Here is a 21453-nt window from a genome sequence, read left to right as displayed (position 1 = left end):
CTCGTGGGTCAGGCGTGTGCGCCGCCGTCCACCCGAATTTCGGTGCCGGTCATGAAGGCGCCGTCGTTGGAAGCCACCATGGCGATCACCGAGGCGACCGCGCTGGGATCGCCCAGAACCCCTCCGTCAGAGCCGTGCAGCAGCGGAGTTTGCTTGGCCCACAAGCCTATATCGTAGCCTTCCGGCATCTTGTCGAGAGTGCTGAGCGCCAAGGCCGTAGAAACCCCGCCAGGCTGGATATTGATCGCGCGTAGACCCTGGCTGGCGTATTCGAGCGCCAGCGAATGGGTGAACGACAGGATTCCGCCCTTGCTGGCGGCGTAGGCGGCCATGTAAGGATGGGCGAAAGATGCTGCGGTCGAGGTGAAGTTCACCACGACACCTCGTCCTGATTCGGACAATGCCGGCAGCGCCGCGCGAGTCATCAAAAAAGTGCCGGTCAGATTCACCGCCAGCGTCTGGTTCCAATCGTCGAGGCTGTGTTCGTGGGTGTTGGCACAGCGCTGAATGGCGGCGGCGTTGACGAGCACGTCGAGGCCGCCGAGATCATCGATCGCCCGGCCGACGGCGGTGATCACTGCGTCTTCGGCCGACACGTCGAGTACCGCGGTGGTCAGCCTTTTTGCGGTGCCGGCGGCTTCTGCCGCCGCGACAGTTTTGGCCAGCCCGTCAGACGAAACGTCGTAGCCAACCACCGTACCGGCCTCATCGAGCAGCCGAGCCACCGTGGCCTGACCGATGCCCGAACCCGCTCCCGTGATGATGATTCTGTGATCGTCGAATCGACTTAGCATACGACGCCTTTCGTTACGTCACGCAAGCTGGAAGGCGCTGATCGGTGCCTCTTCCGGATAGCTCGACGGACCGCCGAGGTCATAGGCCGCGTTCAACGTTTGAATGAACTGAGGGTCGTGGAGCGGGTCTTCGGGCATCGCAAGTTTGATGCCCTGCGCCTTGACGTCCTTGACCATGGTGTCGATCGCTTGCTCGATGGTCAGGTCATCGGAGCCTTCCATGTTTTTCTTCAGTTCGTCGTAGTCTGAGAACACCTCGGCCGACCAGTGCACGAGGAACCGCAGCTCGTCGGTGTGGTGGCGCGCAATGACCTCGTCGTCGTTCTTCAGCAGCCAGCGGTCACGGTCGTCGGGATCGCCGGTGAACACCGTGTCGAATGCCAAGCCAGCCGGAATCTGTTGATCGAGTGGCCCGTTCGCCTCACCGCGGTGCACCATCATTTCGTTCTGCACCACGACGCCGTGGTTGTTGATCGGCGGCAGGACGCGCTTGGGCGCATGCAACGGCCCGTCGGGCCAATAGGTGAATCCGCTGCCGCTATCCAGCGAGAACCAGGTGATCACCTGCGCCATCTTGATCAGGTAGTCCTGGAAGAGGCCAGACTTGCCCATCACGCTGGTGAGCCAGGTGGGCGCGTTCTCGTGCCGTACGCCGCGGAAGCTCGGCGAATCCAGGTGTCCCGGATCGCGATTGGCGCACGGTCCGTTGATGTTGAACAACATCAGCTGCGGCTTGGCGTATTCGGCATTCCAGTAGCTTTTGGCCATCTCTAGAAATCCCGCATTGTAAAAGCAGTCATGCAGTTGCGGGTAGAGCACCGCGCCGCCGTTGGCGAGGTAGCCGCGGAAGGTCGGGGTGAGGAACAGGTCCAGCGACGGGGTAAACCCGTCGGGGAAGACGCCGCTCATGGTCGCGATCAGTTCGTCCGCCGACGCAAAGTGTTGGGCGATGATGAGCTTCCACGGGCCCTCGGTATGCACGACGTCAAGCAGACGCTCGCGTTGGTCATCGGTGTAGACGCTGTCGATCTCGCGAGGCGGTGCGGCCGGCCGCAATACTTCGGAAAGCTCCATCCGCCGCTCGTCGGTGAGCATCAGCTGTCTCCTTCTGCCAGTTCTGGGTTGCTGTGATTGTGTGCAGCGTTACTGCGCAGCGGTTGCGTGATGTCCGGTGATCGGGACATCAAACCGGAGCGGATGGGCGAACTTCGCCCGGAGCAACGCCCCGATCTCGGCGATGGCCAGCCGACCGCGCGCCGTCGCGTCAGACCGCATGAGAAAGCCGTGGTACATCCCCGGGTAGCGGGTGTCGGTGGTCTGCACGCCGGCGTCGCGCAGCCGCGCCGCGTACCGATCACCCCAGTCTTGGATCGGGTCGCAGCCCGCGCTCACCACGATCGCCGGCGGTAGGCCGGACAGGTCGGCGGCATAGGCCGGAACGAGGTACGCGTCGCGGGGCAGGCCCGCGTCGCCGTCGGCAAGGGAGTGCATGTAATCGATGTCGTCACGGGTGAGCATCGGTGCATCGGCCAGTGCGGTGACCGACGGAGCCGTCATGTCGCGGTCCAGTCCGGGGTACAGCAGCACCTGCGCACAAATCGGCGGTCCGTCACGGTCACGCGCCGCCAGCGCAACCGCGGCCGCCAGCGAACCGCCCGCACTGTCGCCGACCACCGCCAGTCGGCCTGCGTCGACCCCCAGGTCGTCGGCGTTTCGCGACACCCACTCAAACGCGGCGTAGGCGTCATCAAACTGGGCGGGCGGAGGCGACTCGGGGGCCAACCGGTAGTCGACGGCCACCACGGTAGCCTCGGAGGCCGATGCCAATGCGCGTGCCAGCGGTTCAAACGAGTGGTTGGAGCCCATGACCAATCCGCCGCCGTGCAGGTACACGAGCACCGGACCGCTGGAATCACTGGTGGGACAGTAGATCCGGATCGGAATTGGTCCCGCTGGCCCTGGAACGGCGGCGTCGGTCACGCTGGCCATCTCGGGCAGCTCGTCGGGTAGCGGTGCAGACTCGACCGCCACGCGCACCGCAGCCAAGCCCCGTTGGCGCATCGGCGGGATGTCACCGAACGAGGCGACTCGCGCGGCGGCGTCGGGATCTAGTCTGGGAGTCGCCATGTCACTGTTTTGCGGGGTTGAATCGGCGCTGTGTCAGTAGCACCGGAGGCCGTTGTGCACTAAGCACATTCGCGCGTTCGGCCATTGCCGACCCGACGAACTCCGGCTGGGTGAGCAGGTAGAACCGACCTTCGGCGGCCTGTTCAAAGACCCTTTCGGCAGCTGCCAGCGGATCCATGGCGTCGGCTTTGATGTCAAGCATCGCCGAGCGCTGCGATTCGGCCGCCGCAACGTCGCCGTCGGTCACTGCGCCGGCGGCTTCGAAGATGTTGGAGGCCACCGCGCCAGGCAGAACGGCCTGCACGTGAATATGGTTGTCGTGTCCGGCTGCTTGAACCTCGAGATGCAGACACTCGGTCAACGCGAGCACTGCGTGCTTGCTCATGATGTAGGGCGCCTGTAAGGGAGCCGCCACCACCCCGCCGACCGAAGACAGATTCCACACCCACGCCTGTTCGCCGGTCGCCATCATCATCGGAAGAAACGCCCGCACGCCGTAGAAGACGCCGCTGATGTTGATGTCGATGACGCGCTGCCAGTTGGCCACCGGTGTGTCCCACAGATAGCCGAACTGTTCGACCCCGGCGTTGTTTACCAACAGCCGCACTGGGCCGACATCAAGGTAGGTCTTGTTGGCGAGCTGCTGCAGGGCCCCGGGGTCGCGCACGTCGCACACGACGTCTACCGCCGAAGTCCCGGCTGCGCACAGCTCGTCACGCAATGCTGCGATGGCGGCGGCGTCCACGTCGGCGAGAACCACGGTCATGCCCAATCGACTGGCATACCGCGCCAGTCCCGCACCAATGCCGGCGCCGGCGCCGGTAATGACGGCCACGCCGCCGGAGAAGTTTTCGCCGGCGCTCACGAACCGGTGGAGGTGTCGGCGTGTAGCTCAGATAACAGCACCGAGTTGGTCGTGTCGAGTATGACGTCCATCTCGGTGAACTCCAACCCGTTGGCCCCGCGGCGCACACCGACCTCGGCTACGCCGCTGGACACCGCGAACGGCACGAAATTGGCGATCTGGTTGACGAAGATGTAGAAACGCGCGCGGGTAATAGCACCGTCGGTACCGGTGCGGTGCACATTGGTGGCGTGGTGGCGGAGCGGGTACGGGCTCTGTTTGCGATGCTCCGACAGCCACTCCATGACGGCGTCACGGCCGTGCAGCTCGGGCGACATCAGTTCCTCGAAAGGGCTTGCGCCCGAATCGCTTCGGCTCGCGTAGCGCACGTTCTCGGCATAGCGCGCCGCCAGCTCGTCGTAGTGCGCCTCGTCGTAGTGGTACCAGAAGCCGGCGACGAACTCTTGCAATTCCGGCAGTGTGATGTCGTTGCGCATGACAGCGAGTCAACCCCGGTGTGGCCCCGTTAACACCGGGGATGCCCGGTCAGTGGAACACTCTCTGCCCGGCGCCGAACTGCCGATTCGCACACAGTGGTCAATCCGCATTACTTGCCGCTCACGACGATGCTGGGCACTCGGCGGCAGCGGCCCGATCGCGGCGAGTTTGTCGGCCAGTTCGCCGACATAGGCCTCGGCCTCGGCTTCGCGTCCGTCGGGGAAGCCGTACAGGGCCTCGGTAACCCCGAGTTCTGACCACTGTCTTAGCTTGTCCGGTGAGGGTTCGATATCGACGTCGAGTGCGATGATCTCGGGTGCACCGCTGCGGCCTGCGGCCGCCCACGCCTGGTTGAGTTGCGCGACGGGCGTGGCGAGTTCGCTTTCGCGGGGCGTGGTGATCCATCCGTCGGCGTGGCGTGCGATCCAGGCGAAGTTTTTCCCGTTGCCGGTGGCGCCGATACGGACGGGCACATGAGCCTGCACCGGCTTGGGCCAACAGCAGCTCGGACCGAAGCGAACGTATTCGCCCTCGTAGCAGGCCTCCTCCTCGGTCCACAACACCCGCATCGCCTCCAGGTACTCACGCAACACCGTACGCCGCCGCTGTGGCGGCACACCGTGATTGCGCAGTTCGTCGGTGTTCCAGCCGAAGCCTGCACGACGCGTACCCGGTCAGCCGACAAAAAGTCCAGGGTCGCAGTAGATTTCGCGAGGGCTCTATGGGGTCGTGTTCGACAGGCAGGGCCACCGTTGTCGATAGCCTGATCCGACTCGTGACGGCACTGGCGGTGGCCAGACTCGCCCAGGGATCAAGCGTCCGTAGATACCGATCGTCGGGCAGTGAGGTGTCGCCGGTAGCTGGATGTATCGCCTCCCGGTTGACCGGGATATGCGTGTGCTCGGGTACCGAGAACGAGCTGAACCCATGCTTCTCGGCGATGCTCGCCGCCAGCGCCGGCGCAGTGCCTTTGTCGGTGGTGAACAGTACGAGGCCATAATCCGTACCGGTCATTAGAGCTTCGGGTCAACGCGATCGGCACCGCAATGCCCACTCATCGGGAGTCGGCCCGTACTGCAGCTGCGAGACGGACTGCTGCGCGAACTCGCCGGCCTGCCTGCCCAGCTGCTGCTGCAGTCGATTCCCTGGGACCAGGGCAGTCGTGCACCCCCAACCCGTTGCACATAACCGGGGACGCATCGTTACCTGGTGATCAGGCTCCATAGCCCGATCGCACCCGCCTCAAGCGCCGCGCTGGTGACCTGGTCGTCCCAGTATTGAACCGAACCGAACTCCGAACGCCACGTGAGTGCGGGCCGCGTGAACTCGTGCAGCCGGTGCTCGCGAGTGGTACCGATCGCGCCGTGAACCTGGTGGGCGTTTCGTACCACGATCGAGGCGGCGTGGCCCGCACACGAACGCGCCACGGCGACAAGGAAGTCGAGGTTCGACGCCGTCCACTGGCTGGCGACGGCCGCGGTGAGCGCGGCCTCGGTCGCGGCACGGGCGAGCGCGGCCTCGGCGGCTATGTCGGCGACCAGGTTCTGTATCGCTTGGAACTTCGCGAGCGGCCGACCGAACTGGACGCGCGAGGTCACATGTTCGATCGAGAGCTCCAGGATCCGATCCAGTGCGGCACACACCTGGATCGACCGCACGAGCGCTGACTTCAGCCTTAGCTGAGCGGCCAGAGCCGCGGCTACAGGTACACCCTGCCGGGTCGCGGGGTCCGCAACTACTGCGTCGCGCGGTTCACCGATCATGTTGCTGCCACGAGTGATTGCCAGCGACCCGACCGGGACATCGGCCGCGCGGTACTCGCCACCCGTTTGCCAGACGACCACGATCCGGTCGGCGCCGGCGGCCCACGGTACTCCGGTGGCTACTCCGTGCTCGTCGAGCATGCACACCGTCCGCACCGCGCCGTCGCAGGGCATTTGGTTCGCGTCCAGCAGCCAGCACGCCAACAAATCATGTTCGGCCAACGGAATGCGGACCCCGTGACGGACTGCGGCGGCGAGCAGTTCGGCCGCTTCATACCAACCGGCCCCGCTGCCGCCCGCCCGCTCCGGGCCGGTCAGCCGCACCAGCCCGAGCTCCTCGAGCCGCCGCCATAGTTCTGTGTCACGTTCAAAGGGCATTGCGGGCGAATACGTCTCGCGGTAACCAGCGAAGACGGCCTCCATCATGTCGAGCAGGGCCGGGTCGACGGCGCTCGGAATGACTGTCATCGCAGCCCCAATCCCCGGGCGATCACACCCCGCAGTATCTCGTTGGTTCCGCCACGCAGCGTGAAGCCCGGACGCTGGTCTACTGCGGCCGTCACCAGGTCAGCGAACCGGGGATCCTGACAGCCGTGCAGGTCGGCGAAGTCGGCGATGTCGCCCTCCGTGTTGGTGCCGAGCACCTTGACTACCGCAGCGGGTACGTCTGCGGGATCGTACCGCTGCAGCGCACCGGCCACCGCTGACGACATTTGATGCAGGCCAGCGATACGCGCCACTAGGCGGCCCAGGTTGGCGTCGTGTGAAATGCGTTGCGCGGCCATGCCTTCGGTGGTCGCCGCGAGCAGCATGAAGGTGGACAAGAATCGCTCAGGCCCGCTGCGTTCAAAGCTCAGCTCCGACGTCACCTGCCTCCAGCCTTCGCCGATCTCGCCGAACACCATGGTGTCGGGCACGAACGCCTGGCTGAGGATCACCTCGTTGAAGTGGTGTGCGCCGTTCATCGAGACGATGGGGCGGATCTCGATGCCGGGCCCGCGCAGGTCCACGATGAACTGGCTGAGCCCGGCATGCCGATCCTCGCGATCTACCGGTGCGGTGCGCGCGAGCACGATAAACGCGTGCGCGAGGTGCGCGCCCGATGTCCAGACCTTCGTGCCCGACAGCGACCAGCCGCCGCCGACGCGCACGGCCCGGGTGCGCACACTGGCCAGGTCGGAGCCGGAGTCGGGCTCGCTCATGCCGATACCGAAGAAGCACTCGCCACGCACGATTCGCGGCAGGAACTCCGACTTCTGAACTTCCGTACCGTACTTGAGCAGCGACGGCACAATCTGCCGGTCGGCGATCCAGTGCGCCGCCACGGGCGCGCCGGCCGCCAGCAGTTCCTCGGTCACGACGAACCGTTCGAGGAATGAGCGCCCGTGACCACCGTACTCGACGGGCACCGTCATACCCAGCCAGCCACGCGCGGCCAGCGCGGCGGTGAACTTCTCGTCCCAACCCGACAGCCACGCGTCAACGGATGGCGTGAACGCGCCGGCAGCGAGCTGTTCTGCAAGGAACTGCCGGACCTCGGCGCGCAGGGAGTCCGTCGACGCCGGATCGATGCTGGCGGGCGGCACCAATCGGGGAAGCGACGGCGGGGCCATTACTGGGTTCTCCACTTTGCGATGCGCTGCTCGTGCTCGGGGTCGTGATGAGCCAGCGGTTGCATCGCCGCGGCCATTCCCAGCGTTGACTCGAGCGAACCGGTCCGCGACTCCTGCAGCAGACGCTTGGCCATCCGTAATGCGTGCGCAGGGTTCTTGACAATGCGCTCGGCGAGGGCGCGCGCTTCCGGGAGCAGGTCGTTGTGCGGCACCACGCGGCTGACCAGGCCCCAGCCGAGTGCGGTCGCCGCGTCGACGCGGTCGCCGGTGAAGGTCAGCTCGGCGGCGCGTTCGTAGCCGATCGCGCGTTGCAGGAACCAGGTGCCGCCGTCGCCGGGGATGAGGCCGAGTTGGACGAAGCTCTCGGCGAACGACGCCCGCTCAGAAGCGATCCGGATATCGCACATCATCGCCAGGTCGCAGCCGGCGCCGATGGCGGCCCCATTGATGGCGCCGATCAACGGCACTTCGAGACGACCCAGTGCCCGCGGAATCCGCTGGATTCCGTCGACGTAGGCGTGACGCTGATCGATCGCGTCCAGAGCGAATATTCCGCCTCGGTCGGCCATCTCTTTAACGTTGCCGCCGGCGGAGAAGATTTTGCCCGCTCCGGTGAGGATTACCGCGCGGATGGCGGTGTCGGCGTTGGCGGTGGAGTTGGCCTCGTCGACCGCGGCCTCGAAGGCGCCGATGAAGTCCTTGCCGGTGATCGCGTTTCCGACGTCGGGCTGGTTTATCGTCCAGACCTGCGTTGGTCCGGAACCGCTGATGTGTAAGGGGGTGTTCATGTTGGCAACTGTAGGGACTTGGTCTGTAAGTACTCGGGGCCGGTGATGATCGAAGCTGTCATCTGCTCATGCGTCCTCCGCGGGTTCTCGGCAACTCGGCGCGATTCGCGATTGTGGAAGTCAACCCAGTTGACCGTCCCCGGCGAGGATCTCGGCTTCCCCAGTGTTCGCCGCCCACGTCGCAGTCCGGTGCACGATGAGCCATCCGTCTGTGCGCCTTTCCCAGCGGTCGACGTACTCACCATTCGAGTCGAATACCGGGCCGACGAAATCACCCACGCGTTGGTGGCGCGCCTGGACGTAGGCGCGGCTGACGGCGGTGTCTCCGTCGATATCGACGGTGATGCTGCCGAGTAGGTGCTGGGTTCCACCGCACCGGTCGAGGTGACGCGCAAGTAGTGCACGAAGCGCGGCGAGGCCGCTCTCGAGGCGCCCGGATCCGTAGTCGAAGAGGACATCCGGCGCAAAGACTTCGTCAAGTGCATCGAACTTCTTACTGTCCGCGATGCGTGCGAAACGGGCAAGCGCGCGAACGATGTCACGCTCGTCGAGCAACATCTGAAGGGTTGAAATGGTGGAAACTCCTTTACACCAAACGGAATTGGATAGGCGGGTGGTTCATCAGCCTGTCGTCTGACCTCGGTGATCGACGGCACCGCCATGTCGCGGTCGACGTCGGCATAATGCAGCACCTGACGGAGGATGTACGGGCCGTCGTGGTCCCGCGCAGCTAGGGCGACGGCGGCGGCCAGCGAGCCACATGCGCTGTCGCCGACGACCACAACCGCGTGCGGTCAACCCCTAGCTGGTCCGCATGGTGCGACACGTCGGGCTGGTTTATCGTCCAGACCTGCGTTGGTCCGGAACCGCTGATGTGTAAGGGGGTGTTCATGTTGGCAACTGTAGGGACTTGGTCTGTAAGTACTCCTCGAAGCCGGCACGGCCGAGCTCGCGGCCGATGCCGGATCGCTTATAGCCGCCGAACGGCGCGATGGGGTTGTACCTGCCGCCGTTGATGTCGAGCTGACCGGTCTGCACGCCGCGCGCGAATGCGATAGCGCTGTCGGTGTCCTTCGCCCATACCGCGCCGGACAGGCCGTAGGAAGTGCCGTTGGCGATCCGCAGTGCGTCGGTCTCGTGGCTGAATCCGATGACGGCGAGCACTGGGCCGAACACCTCCTCCTGACCCAGCTCTGAGTCCGGGTCGACGTCGGCGAAAACCGTTGGCGCGACGAAATAGCCACTATCGCAGATCTTCTCGCCGCCGCCGGTGATCAGCCGCGCACCATCGCGCTGCGCGCGTTCGATGAAGCCCCGCACGATCTCGTACTGCGCCGCCGAGGCCGACGGACCGATCCGCGTGGCCGGGTCGAACGGGTCACCCACGGTGTATTTCGAGGCCGCCGCCTCGACCAGGTCGAGTGCTTCGCCGTAGCGGGACGCCGGCACCAGCATCCGCGTCCACGCCATGCAGGTTTGGCCACCGTTGAGGAAGGCGTTGCCGACACCGACCTTCACCGCGGTCGCAAGGTCGCCGCCGTCGAGGATGACGTTGGCCGACTTGCCGCCGAGTTCCAGCGCCACCTTTTTCACCGACTGCGCGGCGAGTTCGGCCACCCGCTGTCCGACACCGGTGGAGCCGGTGAACGACACGAAGTCGACGCCCGGGTGGGAGGCGATGCGCTCGCCGACCACCCGACCGCTGCCGGATACGAGATTCACCACGCCCGCCGGCAGGCCCGCATCCTCGACGGCCTCCATGAACTCGAACACCGATAGCGGCGCCTCGTTGCTCGGCTTGAGTACCACCGTGCAGCCCGCCGCGATCGCCGGCAGCACCTTGGCCACCACCTGGTAGAGCGGGTAGTTCCACGGTGTGATCGCGCCGATTACGCCGTAGGGCTCCCGGATCACCAGCGAATTGCCCACCCGTTCCTCGAATTCGAACGTGTCGAGCACGTCGGCGAAGCCACGGGCCACCGCGAGCGGGACCTGCGTCTGCACGGTCTGCGCGATGCGCACCGGCGCGCCCATCTCCCGGGTGATGGTTTTGGCGATGTCCGGCAGGCGCTTTTCCATCGCCGCGATGACAGCAGTCACTCGGTCGCGGCGTTCGGCGATACTGATGAGCGGGTCGAAGGCGCGCCGTGCGGCGTCCACCGCCGCATCGACATCGGCGGCGGTGCCGTTGGGCACGCTGCCGATTACCTGTTCGGTCGCCGGGTCGATCACTTCGATCACGTCGGTACCCGTTGGCGTCACCCACCGCCCGTCGAGGAACAGCGTTTTGCGGGTGTAGTCATGCATGGTCATCGTCTGCTTTCTGTGGTCAGGGCACGATGCTGGCACGGACATCACGCTTGCCCTCGGCGGCGGCGAACGCCTCGTTGATGTCGTCGAGTGAATAATGCGCTGCCGCAAGCCGGTCGAGTGGCAGCCGGTCCTGGTGTTGCTCGAGGAAGGCGAGCGCCCGCGATAACACGACCGGGTCGTAGAGCGAAACGCCGACCATCGTCTTGTTGGCGAACACGAATCGCGACGGGTCGAACTCGAAGGTCTTCCCTATGTTGATATTGCCGATCTCGACGTACCGACCGAACTGTCCGAGCATCTTCAGGCCCTCGTCGATGGCCGCGGGGTTGCCGACCACCTCGACCACCACATCGGCACCCTGACCGTCAGTCAGCTTGCGCACCAGCTTCGCACGGTCCTTCTCCGCGTTCACTTCGGTGATGTCTATCACCGCATCGGCACCGAATGCCGTTGCCAACTCAAGGCGTTCGGGCACCCCGTCGATCGCGATGACACGCGCAGCCCCCCGCGCTTTGGCGACAGCTACCGCATACAGGCCGAGCGCGCCGGCGCCCTGCACCACCACAAACTCACCGAGCTGCTGGCCGACCCGCTCAAGGCCGTACATCACCTGCGACAGTGCGCAGTTGGCGCCGGCGGCGATATCGTCGGAGACGGTATCGGGCACGGTGTAGACCACCGCGCCGGCGGGCAGCAGGAAGTAGTCTCCGTAACCGCCCACGAAGTACGGCGGTTCGTCGGCGCGACCGAGCATCGCCATCTTCAGGTTCAAGCACGCATTGCGCCTGCCGACCAGGCAGTTTCGGCATGTGTGGCACGCGAAAAAGTAGGGGAACACGACACGGGTGCCGACCCGAAGCGACATGCCGTTGGAGTCCGCGGTGACACGCTCGCCCAGCGCCTCGACGGCGCCCACCATCTCGTGGCCCAGGACGGTAGGCAGCTGACCACCCAGGCCGGCGGTCGCGAAAGTGCCGTTCCAGGCGTGTAGGTCGGAGCCGCAGATGTTGGCACGGGCCACCTTGACCAGGATCTGACCGGGACCCACTTCCGGCAGACTGACGGTCTCGATCTCGAACGGCTGGCCGGGTGCGTCGAATCGTGCGATGCGCCCTTTATACACAGACTGTATTCCCTTCAGTGACTATTGGATTCGAGGGTGAACCGATCCCGCAGCGAACGCTTGAGCAGTTTGCCGCTGGGGTTTTTCGGCAGTGAATCGACGAAGAACACGTGTTTGGGCGTCTTGAAGCCGGCCAGGTGCTTCCGGCAGTGGGTGAGGATGTCGTCCTCGGAGAGGGAGACGCCGTCGCGGGCCACCACCGCCGCCACCACGGCTTCCACCCAGACCGGGTGCGCCAGACCGAACACCGCCACTTCCTGTACACCGCTATGCCGGTACACGACCTCCTCCACCTCCCGGCTCGCGACGTTCTCACCGCCGGTTTTGATCATGTCCTTCTTGCGGTCCACAACGTGCAGCAGGCCGTGCTCGTCGTAGTAGCCGAGATCGCCCGAGTGGAACCAGCCGCCTTTGAAAGCCTGTCCCGTCTTTTCCTCATCGTCGAGATAGCCCAGCATCAAATGCGGGCTGTGATGAACAATTTCGCCCACGACACCCGTCCCCACGGGGATGTCTTCCTCGTCGAGGATTATCGTCTCCACATTGAGCACGGGGCGCCCGGCCGCACCGGCATGTGCGTCCTGCTCATCCGGTCCGAGTGCGGACGCCAGTGGTGCCATCTCGGTCTGGCCGTAGAAGTTCCACAACCTCAGATCGGGTAGGCGCTCCCGGATCTCACTGAGGATCTCGATCGGCATCGCCGATGCGCCGTAGTAACCCTTGCGCAGGCTCGACAGGTCAACGTCGTCGAAGACCGGTGAACGCAGGAGTGAGATCCAAACGGTAGGCGGTGCAAAGTAATTGGTCACCCGGTAGCGCTCGATGTTGCGCAGCACGGCTTCCGGTTCCGGCCGCGGAAGGATGATGCTGGTTGCGCCCAGATAGATGTCGGTGATCAGGAAGTTGTCCAACTGTGCGCAGTGGTAGAGCGGCAGCGAGTGGATTTCAACGTCTTCGCCGGACATTTCACCGGCGATGATGCTGCTGATGTAGTTCCACATCAGGCTGCGGCTGGTGTGCATGGCCGCCTTCGGATGGGACTCGGTTCCGCTCGTGTACATCAGCCGGATGAGCTGGTCATCGTCGATACCCGGACTCGGGGCAGCGGTGGTACTCGTCAACCACTGTGCGAAATCATCCCAGCCAGCCGGAGCGGCGCGCCCGGCCGGGATCAGCGCAGCCTTCGTCTTGACCACACTCGCGAGCTGCATCGCCTGCTCGGCCGTGGGCGTCAAATCAGCTTCGACGATGAATCCGCTGGCCCGGCTGTGGCCGAGGATGTAGGAGATTTCCTCTGCGGTGAGCATGAAGTTGATAGGAACCAGAACCACCGCCGCGCGCGCCGTCGCGAACGCCAGCACCGCGTACTGCCAGCAGTTGTGCGACAGCAGCGCGATGCGATCACCGGGCCCAAACCCGTTGTCGTGCAGCGCGGCCGCCGCGCGGTCCACCAGGTTCTCGAGGTCGGCGAACGTCAGCACGACATCACCGTCGATGATCGCAATCTTGTCCGGCTGCTTGCGGGCCGACCGGCGGGGAATATCGCCGAGCGTGTGACTACGCGCCTGCCCGATCACGGTGTCCAGTTGGTGCATGTCGTGGTGCGCGCGTTGCATGAGCCGAACATTAGGCCCCGGACCTGCCGTCAGCCGGATCGTGTCCCGCTCAGAGGAAAGTCGGGTCGTGGAAGCGCCCGACTGCTTCGATACTCGGTACATGGCTACCGTGACTACCGCCTGTGCCGACGAGACTGCGGTCGATCCCGAGGAACTGCGGGCGAACCTCCGTCAAGCCGACCCCGGTGTGCTGGTCGCGGTGCTGGCTCAGCTCACCGGCGACCTGTCGGTGATCGACACCTTCGGGCCCAAGATCTCCCATGTCCCCGACCCGCCCGAGCGGGCGGGCATTACCGATCTGGACACAGCCGAGTCGCTGGCGAACGCCGTTGTGGCCGCACTCGGTGCGGCCCGGCCGGCCGGGGCGCCGGCCGCCGATGACCCCGAATTCTTCAAGCGCCTGTTGCCGCTGGCGCTCGGTTCCGACGTCGCCGACGAGTTCGTTCCGCTGCTGCTCGAGCAGGGCGGCTTCCAGCTCTCGCAGCCGACGCTGCCGCGCACGTTGCCGATCCCGGAAACGATGAACGTGGCCATCATCGGCGCGGGCATCGCCGGCATCATCGCGGCGCTCGCCGCCGCCGACGCTGGTGTCGGGTACGAGATCTTCGATCGCAATGACGAGGTCGGTGGTACCTGGTTGACCACCACCTACCCCGGCATCGGCGTGGACACCCCCTCGGCGTACTACTCGTTGTCGCGCGAGGTAAATCCGGAATGGACGAGCTACTATCCGCAGGGCGCGGAGTACCAGGCCTACCTGGTAGCGCTGGCCGACAAGTACCGGCTACGCGAGCACACCCGATTCTGTATCGAGGTCGAGGCCCTGTGGTGGGACGAGGACCGCGATCAGTGGCAGATCCATTCGGTCGACCGCGACGGCAATCGCGACGTCAGCTATGCCCGCGTGGTGATCACCGCCGCCGGCTATCTGAACCGCCCCCGCTGGCCGGAGCTACGTGGCCGGGAGACGTTCGCGGGCACCAGCATTCACTCCGCACAGTGGGATGCGTCGCTGAACCTCACCGGCAAGCGAGTGGCGATCATCGGCGCCGGCTGTACAGCCGTGCAGATCGTCGACGCTTGCGTCGACGAGGTCGAGCACCTGACAGTGTTCCAGCGGCAGCCGCACTGGGTGGCGCCGCGTAAGCGGCTGACCGACGACGTTCCCGAGCACCGCCGCTACCTCGGTCGCCACCTGCGGTACTACGCGAATTGGAACCGGCTGAAGTCGTACTGGGGCACGGCCGACAACAACTATCCCATCATCCTGCAGGACCCGGAATGGGCGAAAACCCATCTGTCGATCTCGCCGGCCAACGATGTGCTCTTGCAGATGTGCATGGACTACATTAAAACAACCTTCGGTGCTGGAACGGAGCTGGCGAAGAAGGTCACGCCGGACTTCGCGCCCTATGGCAAGCGGATCATCCGCGATCCGGGCGGGTACTACGCGGCGTTGACGCGCAAGCACGTCGACGTGGAGGCCAGCGAACCGGCCGCGGTCAACGCGAAAGGCATTGTCACCCAGGACGGTCGGCAGATCGACCTCGACGTCGTCATCTACGCCACCGGCTATTACCTGGACTTCCTGTCCACCGTCGACATCCGCGGCCGCGACGGCAAGAAGCTGGCCGACGAATGGGGCGACAGCCCCCGCGCCTACCGCGGTGGAACGGTGCCGGGCTTCCCCAACCTGTTCATCATGTCGGCGCCGAACTACAGCCCGGGACACGGTGCGGGTGCGAACTTCTCGATGGAAGTTCTGGCGCATTACATCATCGAATGCCTGCAGTTGATGGCGCTGCGCGGCGCCACGACGATGGAGGTCACCCAGCAGGCCTACGACGACTATGTCGCCGAGATCGATAAAGCGATGAGCCGCACCGTGTGGTGCCACACGCCGAATGCGCACACCTACTACCGGTCGGGTTCGGGCCGGGTGGTGGTGGCCACCCCGTACCGGTTGGTCGATGTCTGGCAGCAGCACCGATCCCCGATCGAAGCGGACTTGACGTTGCGATGACCCAATTACTTTCCAGTAGGACGGCTTTGGTGACCGGCAGCAGCCGCGGCATCGGACGCGCCATCGCCCAGCGGCTGGCGGCAGAGGGTGCGACCGTCGCGGTGACGGCGCGCGCCTACACGCCGTCGCAGTCCACCCGGACCGGGGGCACCTCGGCGATACCGGGGACGATCGATGAGACGATCGCCCTGATCGAGGAAGCCGGGGGATCGGCGTTCGGGCTGGCCGCCGACCTCGAGGACGCCGAGGCGCGCGACGGCCTGGTCGACGAGGTGCTGGACCGCACCGGCCGCATCGACATCCTGGTCAACAACGCCGGTTTCGCCGACTACTCGGTGGTCGAAGAGATGCCGCTGGAGACCTTCGACCGGACCGTCGAGCACTATCTGCGGACGCCGTTCGTCCTGACCAAAGCTGCGGTCCCGCATATGCGCAAACAGGGTGGCGGGTGGATCGTCAACATCGGCTCGGTCACCGGTGTGGCCCCGGTGCGGCCCTACCGCGAGTACAACAAGACCTCCGGCGACGTCATCTACGCGTCGTGCAAGGCCGCCCTGCATCGCTTCACGCAGGGGGTGGCGGCCGAGTTGCTCGACGCCAACATCGCCGTGAACTGCGTCGGCCCGTCGACGGCTGTTCGCACCCCTGGTGCGTCGTCACTGATCCCGGAGACGTTCCCCACTGAGCCGGTCGAGTACCTGACCGAGACCGTGCTTGCGATGTGTCATCTTCCGGCCGCCGAACGCACCGGCCTGGTGGCGTTCAGCCTGCACTATCCATGGTCGGAGCAGTTGCCAGTGCACACGCTGGACGGCACGGGCGAGCTACCTCCGCTGGAGCCGCCCGGGACGGCCAACCCGAACATCCTGCCCGCCGGCCTATAGATGCGCGAGCAGACGCAAAGTCGCAGAAATTGAACGCGATTCGCGCTATTTTGCGTCTGCTCGCGGTGTCGGTTTAGCCCGACGACACGGGCATGATGGGAATCTTCTTCATTGCACTCGCTCGGGGGTCGGGTGCTGCAGCGGCGGCGGCGTGGTTCTGTTCGCCGCGGGTGTAAGTCCAGACGCAGAAGGGCTCGCCTTGTGAGAACTTGAAGTCCTTGGGCGGCAGGTTGATGTCGAGCTTGCAGCCGGGGAAGAACGGCGCCGAGATCCGTTGCTCGAACGTGCAGTTCATCCATGCGCGCGCCGGCGGATACAGGCCCTCGTCGGTGTACTTCTGCAACACCTCGCAGCGGCGCATGTTGAGTACCACGTGATCCGGGTTGTACACGATGTACTCGCCGCCGTAGCCGAGGGTGCCGTCGATGCTCAAACAGGCCAGTTTCAGGAAATCGACGACGTGCACGGGCTCAATCTTGAACACCTTGGCGAGCTTCGGGTATTCGTAGTCGATGATGAGCTCGTACATATCCGGGAGGCCCAGCCAGACTTCTTCTTCCGGGATGATCTTCGTCCATTGGTCGATGAAGTAGTTGTGGCCCTTCAGATATTGATCCCAGTAGGTCTTGACCAGCCGGATCAGGGCTTCTTTCGTCAGATCCTCGGTCTGGACGTCGAAGGGGATGGCCTGGTACTGGGCGTTCTTCCAGTCCCACCCCGGCGGGGCGATGTAGCGCCCCATGGGCAGCACCTGGCGCATCACGGCTCGTGACACCTCCGCAGCAACGTCCATCGCGGCGTTGATGCCGACCTTCTCCGAATAGATCTTGACGTGGGCATAGGGCACGAAGTTCAACGTGTCCTCGAACACGCGGGCCAAACCCAGTAGGAAGTCCCGCGAGAAGTCTTCGATGTTGCCCACCTTCCCCATGAAGTCGTGGGTGTAGTCGTCGTAGTTCAGTTCGCTTACCACTTGGGCCCTCCGTCTTTCAGCAGCAATGGGGTGAGGTTTCCCTGCTATGGCGCGGCACCGCTTCCGGGCGTGGCAGCCGCCGGCCAATCCCTGGAGCCGACCGGTGACGAACGCTGAATTCCCACGTCACAACAGGGTGGCAGAATCTGTACAAGTGGCAGAATCTGACAGGTATAAGTATAGATACATCGATGGCTCAAAGGCAAGGGGAAACACACTTGAGGTGGATTCAGTGGTCTACTGCGCGTGCGCAACCGGGCGACCGGCACCAGTTACGATGACCAGGCCCACATGGGCGAATGAAGGAGCCTCACGTGAGTACGCCGAGCAGGCCGACTTTGACCGAGCGGCGTGCCGAAGAGCTCCGGATGACCATCGCACTGACTGCCCGCGACATCTTCCTAGCGGATGGATCGACTTCGGCGACCGTCGACCGGATCTGCGACGCCGTAGGCATAGCGCCGCGCACATTCCACCGCCACTTCCCGGTCAAGGAAGACGTCGTGATGCCACTGTTCCGTCAGTTCGGTGGTCTGAGCGTCGAAGTCCTCCAACACGCCCCGCGCGCGAGTGACACCGTTGAGACCTTGGTCGAGGCTTTCACCACCGAGGTTGCCAAACGCGGCGAACTCGAGATCGACCGGAAGTTCATGGCGCTCGTGATCACCGATCCTCAGTACCGGCTCCGATGGTTGGACTGGGGGCAGGATCTGGCCGACCCCATCTCCGACTTCCTCGCCTCTCGCTTCGACCTCGGTACCGACCCGTTCATCCGCACGCTGCCAGCCCAGCTGGTGATCCAGATCTGCCGCCAGGCCTACGTTCACTGGGTAGAGCAAGGCGACTTCGACAGCCTGCGTTCAGCACTACGTGCCGGCATTCAGATGGTCGTCCGGGCACTGCCGCCCCTGTAGGCCACGATCTGACGGCTACCAGCACTTGTTGTGATCACTTCCCGGCGGCCCTGCGGTCAGCTCAGCACCGATTCGGCGGTGTGACAGAAGCTGTGGCACACCCGATCCCGGATGATGACGTCCGGGCATTCCGGATCGAACCAGCGGTCCACCACCGCCCAGTGGATCGGATGCATGAGGTAAGGACCCATCAGCCCGTCGACGTCGCTGAACTCCTGCTCGAACACGTGAGTCCACTGCGATGTCCCGATCGCATCGTCGACACGGCTCAGCTGCCATGCCCTGATGGCCGGCACGAAGCGCGGCATCGAGGACAGCTCGTCCTCGAAACGCGCCACCGTGTCCGTGTCCGTGTCGGGCAGCACTCGCAACAGCAGGGCGCGGTATACCGTGCCCGCGCCGCTGCCGTTGCGCGTCGGGGCGCCCGGGTAAGTGGCTCCGTTGACCCGGGTGATCGCGGGGTCCTGCAGAACGGCAGCGAAATCGTCTGCAGCCAAGAGCCATTGACCCCTGGAGTCGAACCTCAAGTGGACCAGGACGTCGCCCCCATTGCGCGCGCCGGGTAGCGTCGGCTCGACGAGCCGATGGTATGCGTGGGTCGCTTGGGCTCCCGAGCGCACGGAAGCCAGCACGCGGTCCCGATCTTCGTCGGCGACGTCGAGGAGTCGGGTGACGCTATACATCGCAGAGCCCGTCGACGTCGTCGGCGGCCGCGGCGACCGACCGGGACCGCTCCGCAACCAGTTCGCCTATCTGCGACCACCATTCGCCAAGGGCCGGATCCGGCCGGCCCTTCCACGTCATCTCCCACCATGCCTGTGCGCTGGGGAGCGTCCAGGTGATGGTGACGGTATTGGGTTGATCCTCGAACCAGATCGGGGGACTGACGAGGACGTCGCGCAGCGTCATGTTGCGGGAGCGGGCGCCGGGTGCGTACTCGGCGAGGTAGATGTCGACGAACCTCCTGGCGCATCCGGGCCTGGTAACCACCCTGTCGATGACGAATACCCGACCGTCGGTCATGACCCGACCGTAGATGCCGTTCGGGACGTCCAACGTGTGCACTCCCGGCCATCGGGAGAACCTCGTTGACCCCGAGCCGGATGCGGGCGACGGTGGTGAGATGAGCGATCCGTTCAGCCCCGTTCAGCTCGGGCCCGTCACGCTGCGCAACAGGATCATCAAGGCCGCCACATCCGAAGGGCGATCGCCCGAGGGACTGGTCACCGACGATCTAATTGCGTTCCATCGGTCCTTCGCCGTCGGAGGGGTCGGCATGACGACGGTCGCTTACTGTTGCGTGTCGCCCGAGGGTGCCAGCGCGCCCGGCCAGATCGTGATGAGCCGACAGGCCCTGCCGGGGTTGCGCAGGCTCACCGATACCGTCCACGGGGCCGGTGCCGCGATCTCCGCCCAGCTCGGCCACGCGGGGGTAGTGGCGCCGAAGGCGCTGACCGGGGTCACGGCGGTCGCGCCGAGCCGGTTCGTCAACCCGACCTCCTTCGCGTACTGCCGTGCGATCACGCGGGATGAGATCAGGATCGTCGTCGATCAGTTCGGTGCCGCGGCGCGGTTGGCGGTCGATGCCGGCTTCGACGCGGTCGAATTGCATTTCGGGCACCTTTACCTGCCGAGCTCGTTCATGAGCCCGCTCATCAACCGGCGTAAGGACGAGTACGGCGGGTCCGTCGACAACCGATCCCGCTTCGCGCGTGAGATCGCCGAACGTGTCCGCGATGTGGCGGGCGGCCAGGTCGCCGTCATCGCGAAGCTGGATATGGACGACGGACTGCCGGGCAGCATCTGGATCGACGAGGCGCTGCGCACCGCGCAGCTGCTCGACGCCGACGGCACGCTCGACGCGATCGAGCTGACCCAGGGCTCCTCGGTTTACAAGCCGATGTACCTGTTCCGAGGCGACGTGCCAGTGCGGGAGTTCGCCCGCGTCATGCCGGCCGCTCTGCGGCCCGGGATCAGGCTGGCCGGCAAGCGGGTGATGGGCAGCTACCCGTATACCGACCTCTACATGCTCGAGGCCGCAAGGCAGTTCGTACCGGTTGTGCGCAACACCAAGCTGATTCTGCTGGGCGGCATCACCAACCGCGACCATCTCGAGACGGGGATCCGCGAGGGATTTGACTTCATGGCGATGGGTCGAGCTCTGCTGCGCGAACCCGATCTGGTCAACAAGATGACGGCGGATCCCGCCACACGCAGCCGGTGTACCCACAACAACAAGTGCATGGTCACCGTTTTCGGGCGCACGCACTGCGTGCTCGATCCCGAACAACGCTACGGGCCGGTGCCTGCGAAGGTCGGGGACACCGCGGCGACTCCGGTTGCCTCGCCGCCGATCAACACCTGACCGCTGGACCGGCTGGATTCGGCGCCGCGTCCTTACGTGATCCTCCCGGTGATCGGCACAGTCTGCGAAAGCGTCCCGGCCAGGGGGCAGTGACCCTCCGCCTAGAGGATTCGGTTGTTAGCGTCGCGGCGAATCGTTTTGAGGGAGACACCATGGAAGCGCTAGAGACCGATACGCCGGAGATCGCCAAATTCGACCCGCTGCTGGTCGAACGTTGGATGTCGGTTTTGCGGCCCGCTGTCAAGGTGTGGTTGCGTTCTGAGGTAAGGGGTTTGGAGCGGATCCCACCCGGAGGCGTGCTGTTGGTCTCGAACCACTCCGGCGGCGCCCTGCCCACCGATATGCCGGTGTTCGCTTCCGATTACTACCAGAAGTTCGGCTTTGACCGGCCCCTGTACGGCCTCGCTCACGACATCATCCTGAGCGGCCCGACATCCGGGCTCATGCGGCGGCTCGGCCTCATCCGCGCCAATCGTGCCAACGCCGCAAGCGCACTGCGCAGCGGCGGCGCGGTGCTGGTCTTTCCGGGCGGTGATTACGACGCGTACCGCCCGACATGGCAGCAACACGGGATCAATTTCAGGGGCCGAAAAGGCTACGTTAGAACGGCTATCGAGGCCGGTGTCTCCATCGTCCCGATGGTGTCGATCGGCGGCCAGGAGGGTCAGCTCTATCTGAATCGCGGCATGTGGTTGGCGAAGAAGCTTGGAATCAAAGAGCGGATGCGCACCGACATTCTGCCCATCTCATTGGGCCTGCCGTTCGGACTGACGCTGATTCCGCTCAACCTGCCGCTGCCCACCAAGGTGGTCACC

The 21453-nt window shown here is 64.9% G+C and carries 20 protein-coding genes and 2 pseudogenes; 5 read left to right on the top strand and 17 right to left on the bottom strand.

The window, feature by feature from the left end; genetic code table 11:
* Positions 1-8: 8 nt before the first annotated feature.
* From VKI00_RS11395 to VKI00_RS11330, 14 genes and pseudogenes are all read right to left on the bottom strand, one after another.
* On the bottom strand, positions 9-794 hold the full coding sequence (locus VKI00_RS11395; protein WP_324437563.1) for an SDR family oxidoreductase: 786 nt from the start codon (positions 792-794) through the stop codon (positions 9-11).
* Between the two features lie 18 nt (positions 795-812).
* The gene (locus VKI00_RS11390; protein WP_324437562.1) at positions 813-1889 is read right to left on the bottom strand and encodes a hypothetical protein; all 1077 of its coding nucleotides are present in this window, start codon (positions 1887-1889) and stop codon (positions 813-815) included.
* A 48-nt stretch (positions 1890-1937) separates the two neighbouring features.
* Entirely contained in the window at positions 1938-2921 is a 984-nt protein-coding gene (locus VKI00_RS11385) for an alpha/beta hydrolase (protein WP_324437561.1), read from the bottom strand.
* Between the two features lies 1 nt (position 2922).
* The gene (locus VKI00_RS11380; protein ID WP_324437560.1) at positions 2923-3786 is read right to left on the bottom strand and encodes an SDR family NAD(P)-dependent oxidoreductase; all 864 of its coding nucleotides are present in this window, start codon (positions 3784-3786) and stop codon (positions 2923-2925) included.
* Positions 3783-4262 (bottom strand): nuclear transport factor 2 family protein, encoded by a 480-nt coding sequence (locus VKI00_RS11375; protein ID WP_324437559.1) that lies wholly within the window; start codon positions 4260-4262, stop codon positions 3783-3785. The genes VKI00_RS11380 and VKI00_RS11375 overlap by 4 nt, the downstream gene beginning before the upstream one ends.
* A gap of 156 nt (positions 4263-4418) precedes the next feature.
* Positions 4419-5277 (bottom strand): annotated as a pseudogene (locus tag VKI00_RS11370) (LLM class F420-dependent oxidoreductase); the annotation flags it as partial.
* Between the two features lie 188 nt (positions 5278-5465).
* Entirely contained in the window at positions 5466-6494 is a 1029-nt protein-coding gene (locus tag VKI00_RS11365) for an acyl-CoA dehydrogenase family protein (protein ID WP_324437558.1), read from the bottom strand.
* Positions 6491-7639 carry an acyl-CoA dehydrogenase family protein gene (locus VKI00_RS11360; RefSeq protein WP_324437557.1) on the bottom strand — a complete coding sequence of 383 codons (1149 nt, stop codon included), beginning with the start codon at positions 7637-7639 and terminating at the stop codon, positions 6491-6493. The genes VKI00_RS11365 and VKI00_RS11360 overlap by 4 nt, the downstream gene beginning before the upstream one ends.
* Positions 7639-8427 (bottom strand): crotonase/enoyl-CoA hydratase family protein, encoded by a 789-nt coding sequence (locus VKI00_RS11355; protein WP_324437556.1) that lies wholly within the window; start codon positions 8425-8427, stop codon positions 7639-7641. The genes VKI00_RS11360 and VKI00_RS11355 overlap by 1 nt, the downstream gene beginning before the upstream one ends.
* A gap of 120 nt (positions 8428-8547) precedes the next feature.
* Positions 8548-8985 carry a nuclear transport factor 2 family protein gene (locus VKI00_RS11350; protein ID WP_324437555.1) on the bottom strand — a complete coding sequence of 146 codons (438 nt, stop codon included), beginning with the start codon at positions 8983-8985 and terminating at the stop codon, positions 8548-8550.
* Between the two features lie 77 nt (positions 8986-9062).
* Positions 9063-9253 (bottom strand): annotated as a pseudogene (locus VKI00_RS11345) (alpha/beta hydrolase fold domain-containing protein); the annotation flags it as partial.
* A 62-nt stretch (positions 9254-9315) separates the two neighbouring features.
* Positions 9316-10740, bottom strand: coding sequence for an aldehyde dehydrogenase family protein (locus tag VKI00_RS11340; protein WP_324437554.1), 1425 nt, complete (start codon positions 10738-10740; stop codon positions 9316-9318).
* A gap of 16 nt (positions 10741-10756) precedes the next feature.
* Positions 10757-11863, bottom strand: a complete 1107-nt coding sequence (locus VKI00_RS11335) for a zinc-binding dehydrogenase (RefSeq protein WP_324437553.1) — start codon at positions 11861-11863, stop codon at positions 10757-10759.
* Positions 11864-11877: 14 nt separating this feature from the next.
* A complete protein-coding gene (locus VKI00_RS11330; protein WP_414687172.1) occupies positions 11878-13479 on the bottom strand; it encodes an acyl-CoA synthetase in 1602 nt (533 codons plus the stop codon).
* A gap of 100 nt (positions 13480-13579) precedes the next feature.
* Between VKI00_RS11330 and VKI00_RS11325 the strand changes: the two genes are divergently transcribed.
* Together VKI00_RS11325 and VKI00_RS11320 are read left to right on the top strand one after the other, a co-directional pair.
* Positions 13580-15502, top strand: coding sequence for an NAD(P)/FAD-dependent oxidoreductase (locus tag VKI00_RS11325; RefSeq protein WP_324437552.1), 1923 nt, complete (start codon positions 13580-13582; stop codon positions 15500-15502).
* The gene (locus VKI00_RS11320; protein WP_324437551.1) at positions 15499-16386 is read left to right on the top strand and encodes an SDR family NAD(P)-dependent oxidoreductase; all 888 of its coding nucleotides are present in this window, start codon (positions 15499-15501) and stop codon (positions 16384-16386) included. Before VKI00_RS11325 ends, VKI00_RS11320 begins: the two co-directional genes overlap by 4 nt.
* 73 nt (positions 16387-16459) lie before the next feature.
* Here VKI00_RS11320 and VKI00_RS11315 read toward each other — a convergent pair whose 3' ends face one another.
* A complete protein-coding gene (locus VKI00_RS11315; protein ID WP_324437550.1) occupies positions 16460-17359 on the bottom strand; it encodes a hypothetical protein in 900 nt (299 codons plus the stop codon).
* A 314-nt stretch (positions 17360-17673) separates the two neighbouring features.
* Here VKI00_RS11315 and VKI00_RS11310 point away from each other — a divergent pair, with 314 nt between their 5' ends.
* Positions 17674-18273 carry a TetR/AcrR family transcriptional regulator gene (locus VKI00_RS11310; protein WP_324437549.1) on the top strand — a complete coding sequence of 200 codons (600 nt, stop codon included), beginning with the start codon at positions 17674-17676 and terminating at the stop codon, positions 18271-18273.
* Between the two features lie 56 nt (positions 18274-18329).
* Here VKI00_RS11310 and VKI00_RS11305 read toward each other — a convergent pair whose 3' ends face one another.
* Together VKI00_RS11305 and VKI00_RS11300 are read right to left on the bottom strand one after the other, a co-directional pair.
* The gene (locus tag VKI00_RS11305; RefSeq protein WP_324437548.1) at positions 18330-18956 is read right to left on the bottom strand and encodes a Dabb family protein; all 627 of its coding nucleotides are present in this window, start codon (positions 18954-18956) and stop codon (positions 18330-18332) included.
* Positions 18949-19296 carry a hypothetical protein gene (locus VKI00_RS11300; RefSeq protein WP_324437547.1) on the bottom strand — a complete coding sequence of 116 codons (348 nt, stop codon included), beginning with the start codon at positions 19294-19296 and terminating at the stop codon, positions 18949-18951. The genes VKI00_RS11305 and VKI00_RS11300 overlap by 8 nt, the downstream gene beginning before the upstream one ends.
* Positions 19297-19396: 100 nt before the next feature.
* Here VKI00_RS11300 and VKI00_RS11295 point away from each other — a divergent pair, with 100 nt between their 5' ends.
* The gene (locus VKI00_RS11295) at positions 19397-20638 is read left to right on the top strand and encodes an NADH:flavin oxidoreductase (RefSeq protein ID WP_324437570.1); all 1242 of its coding nucleotides are present in this window, start codon (positions 19397-19399) and stop codon (positions 20636-20638) included.
* Between the two features lie 152 nt (positions 20639-20790).
* The coding region (locus VKI00_RS11290; RefSeq protein WP_324437546.1) for a lysophospholipid acyltransferase family protein at positions 20791-21453 on the top strand (663 nt) is incomplete at its 3' end.

The organism is Mycobacterium sp. (genome assembly GCF_035314665.1).
In the GTDB taxonomy this organism is placed as follows: Bacteria; Actinomycetota; Actinomycetes; order Mycobacteriales; family Mycobacteriaceae; genus Mycobacterium.
This window is presented reverse-complemented; position numbering and strand designations above follow the sequence as displayed.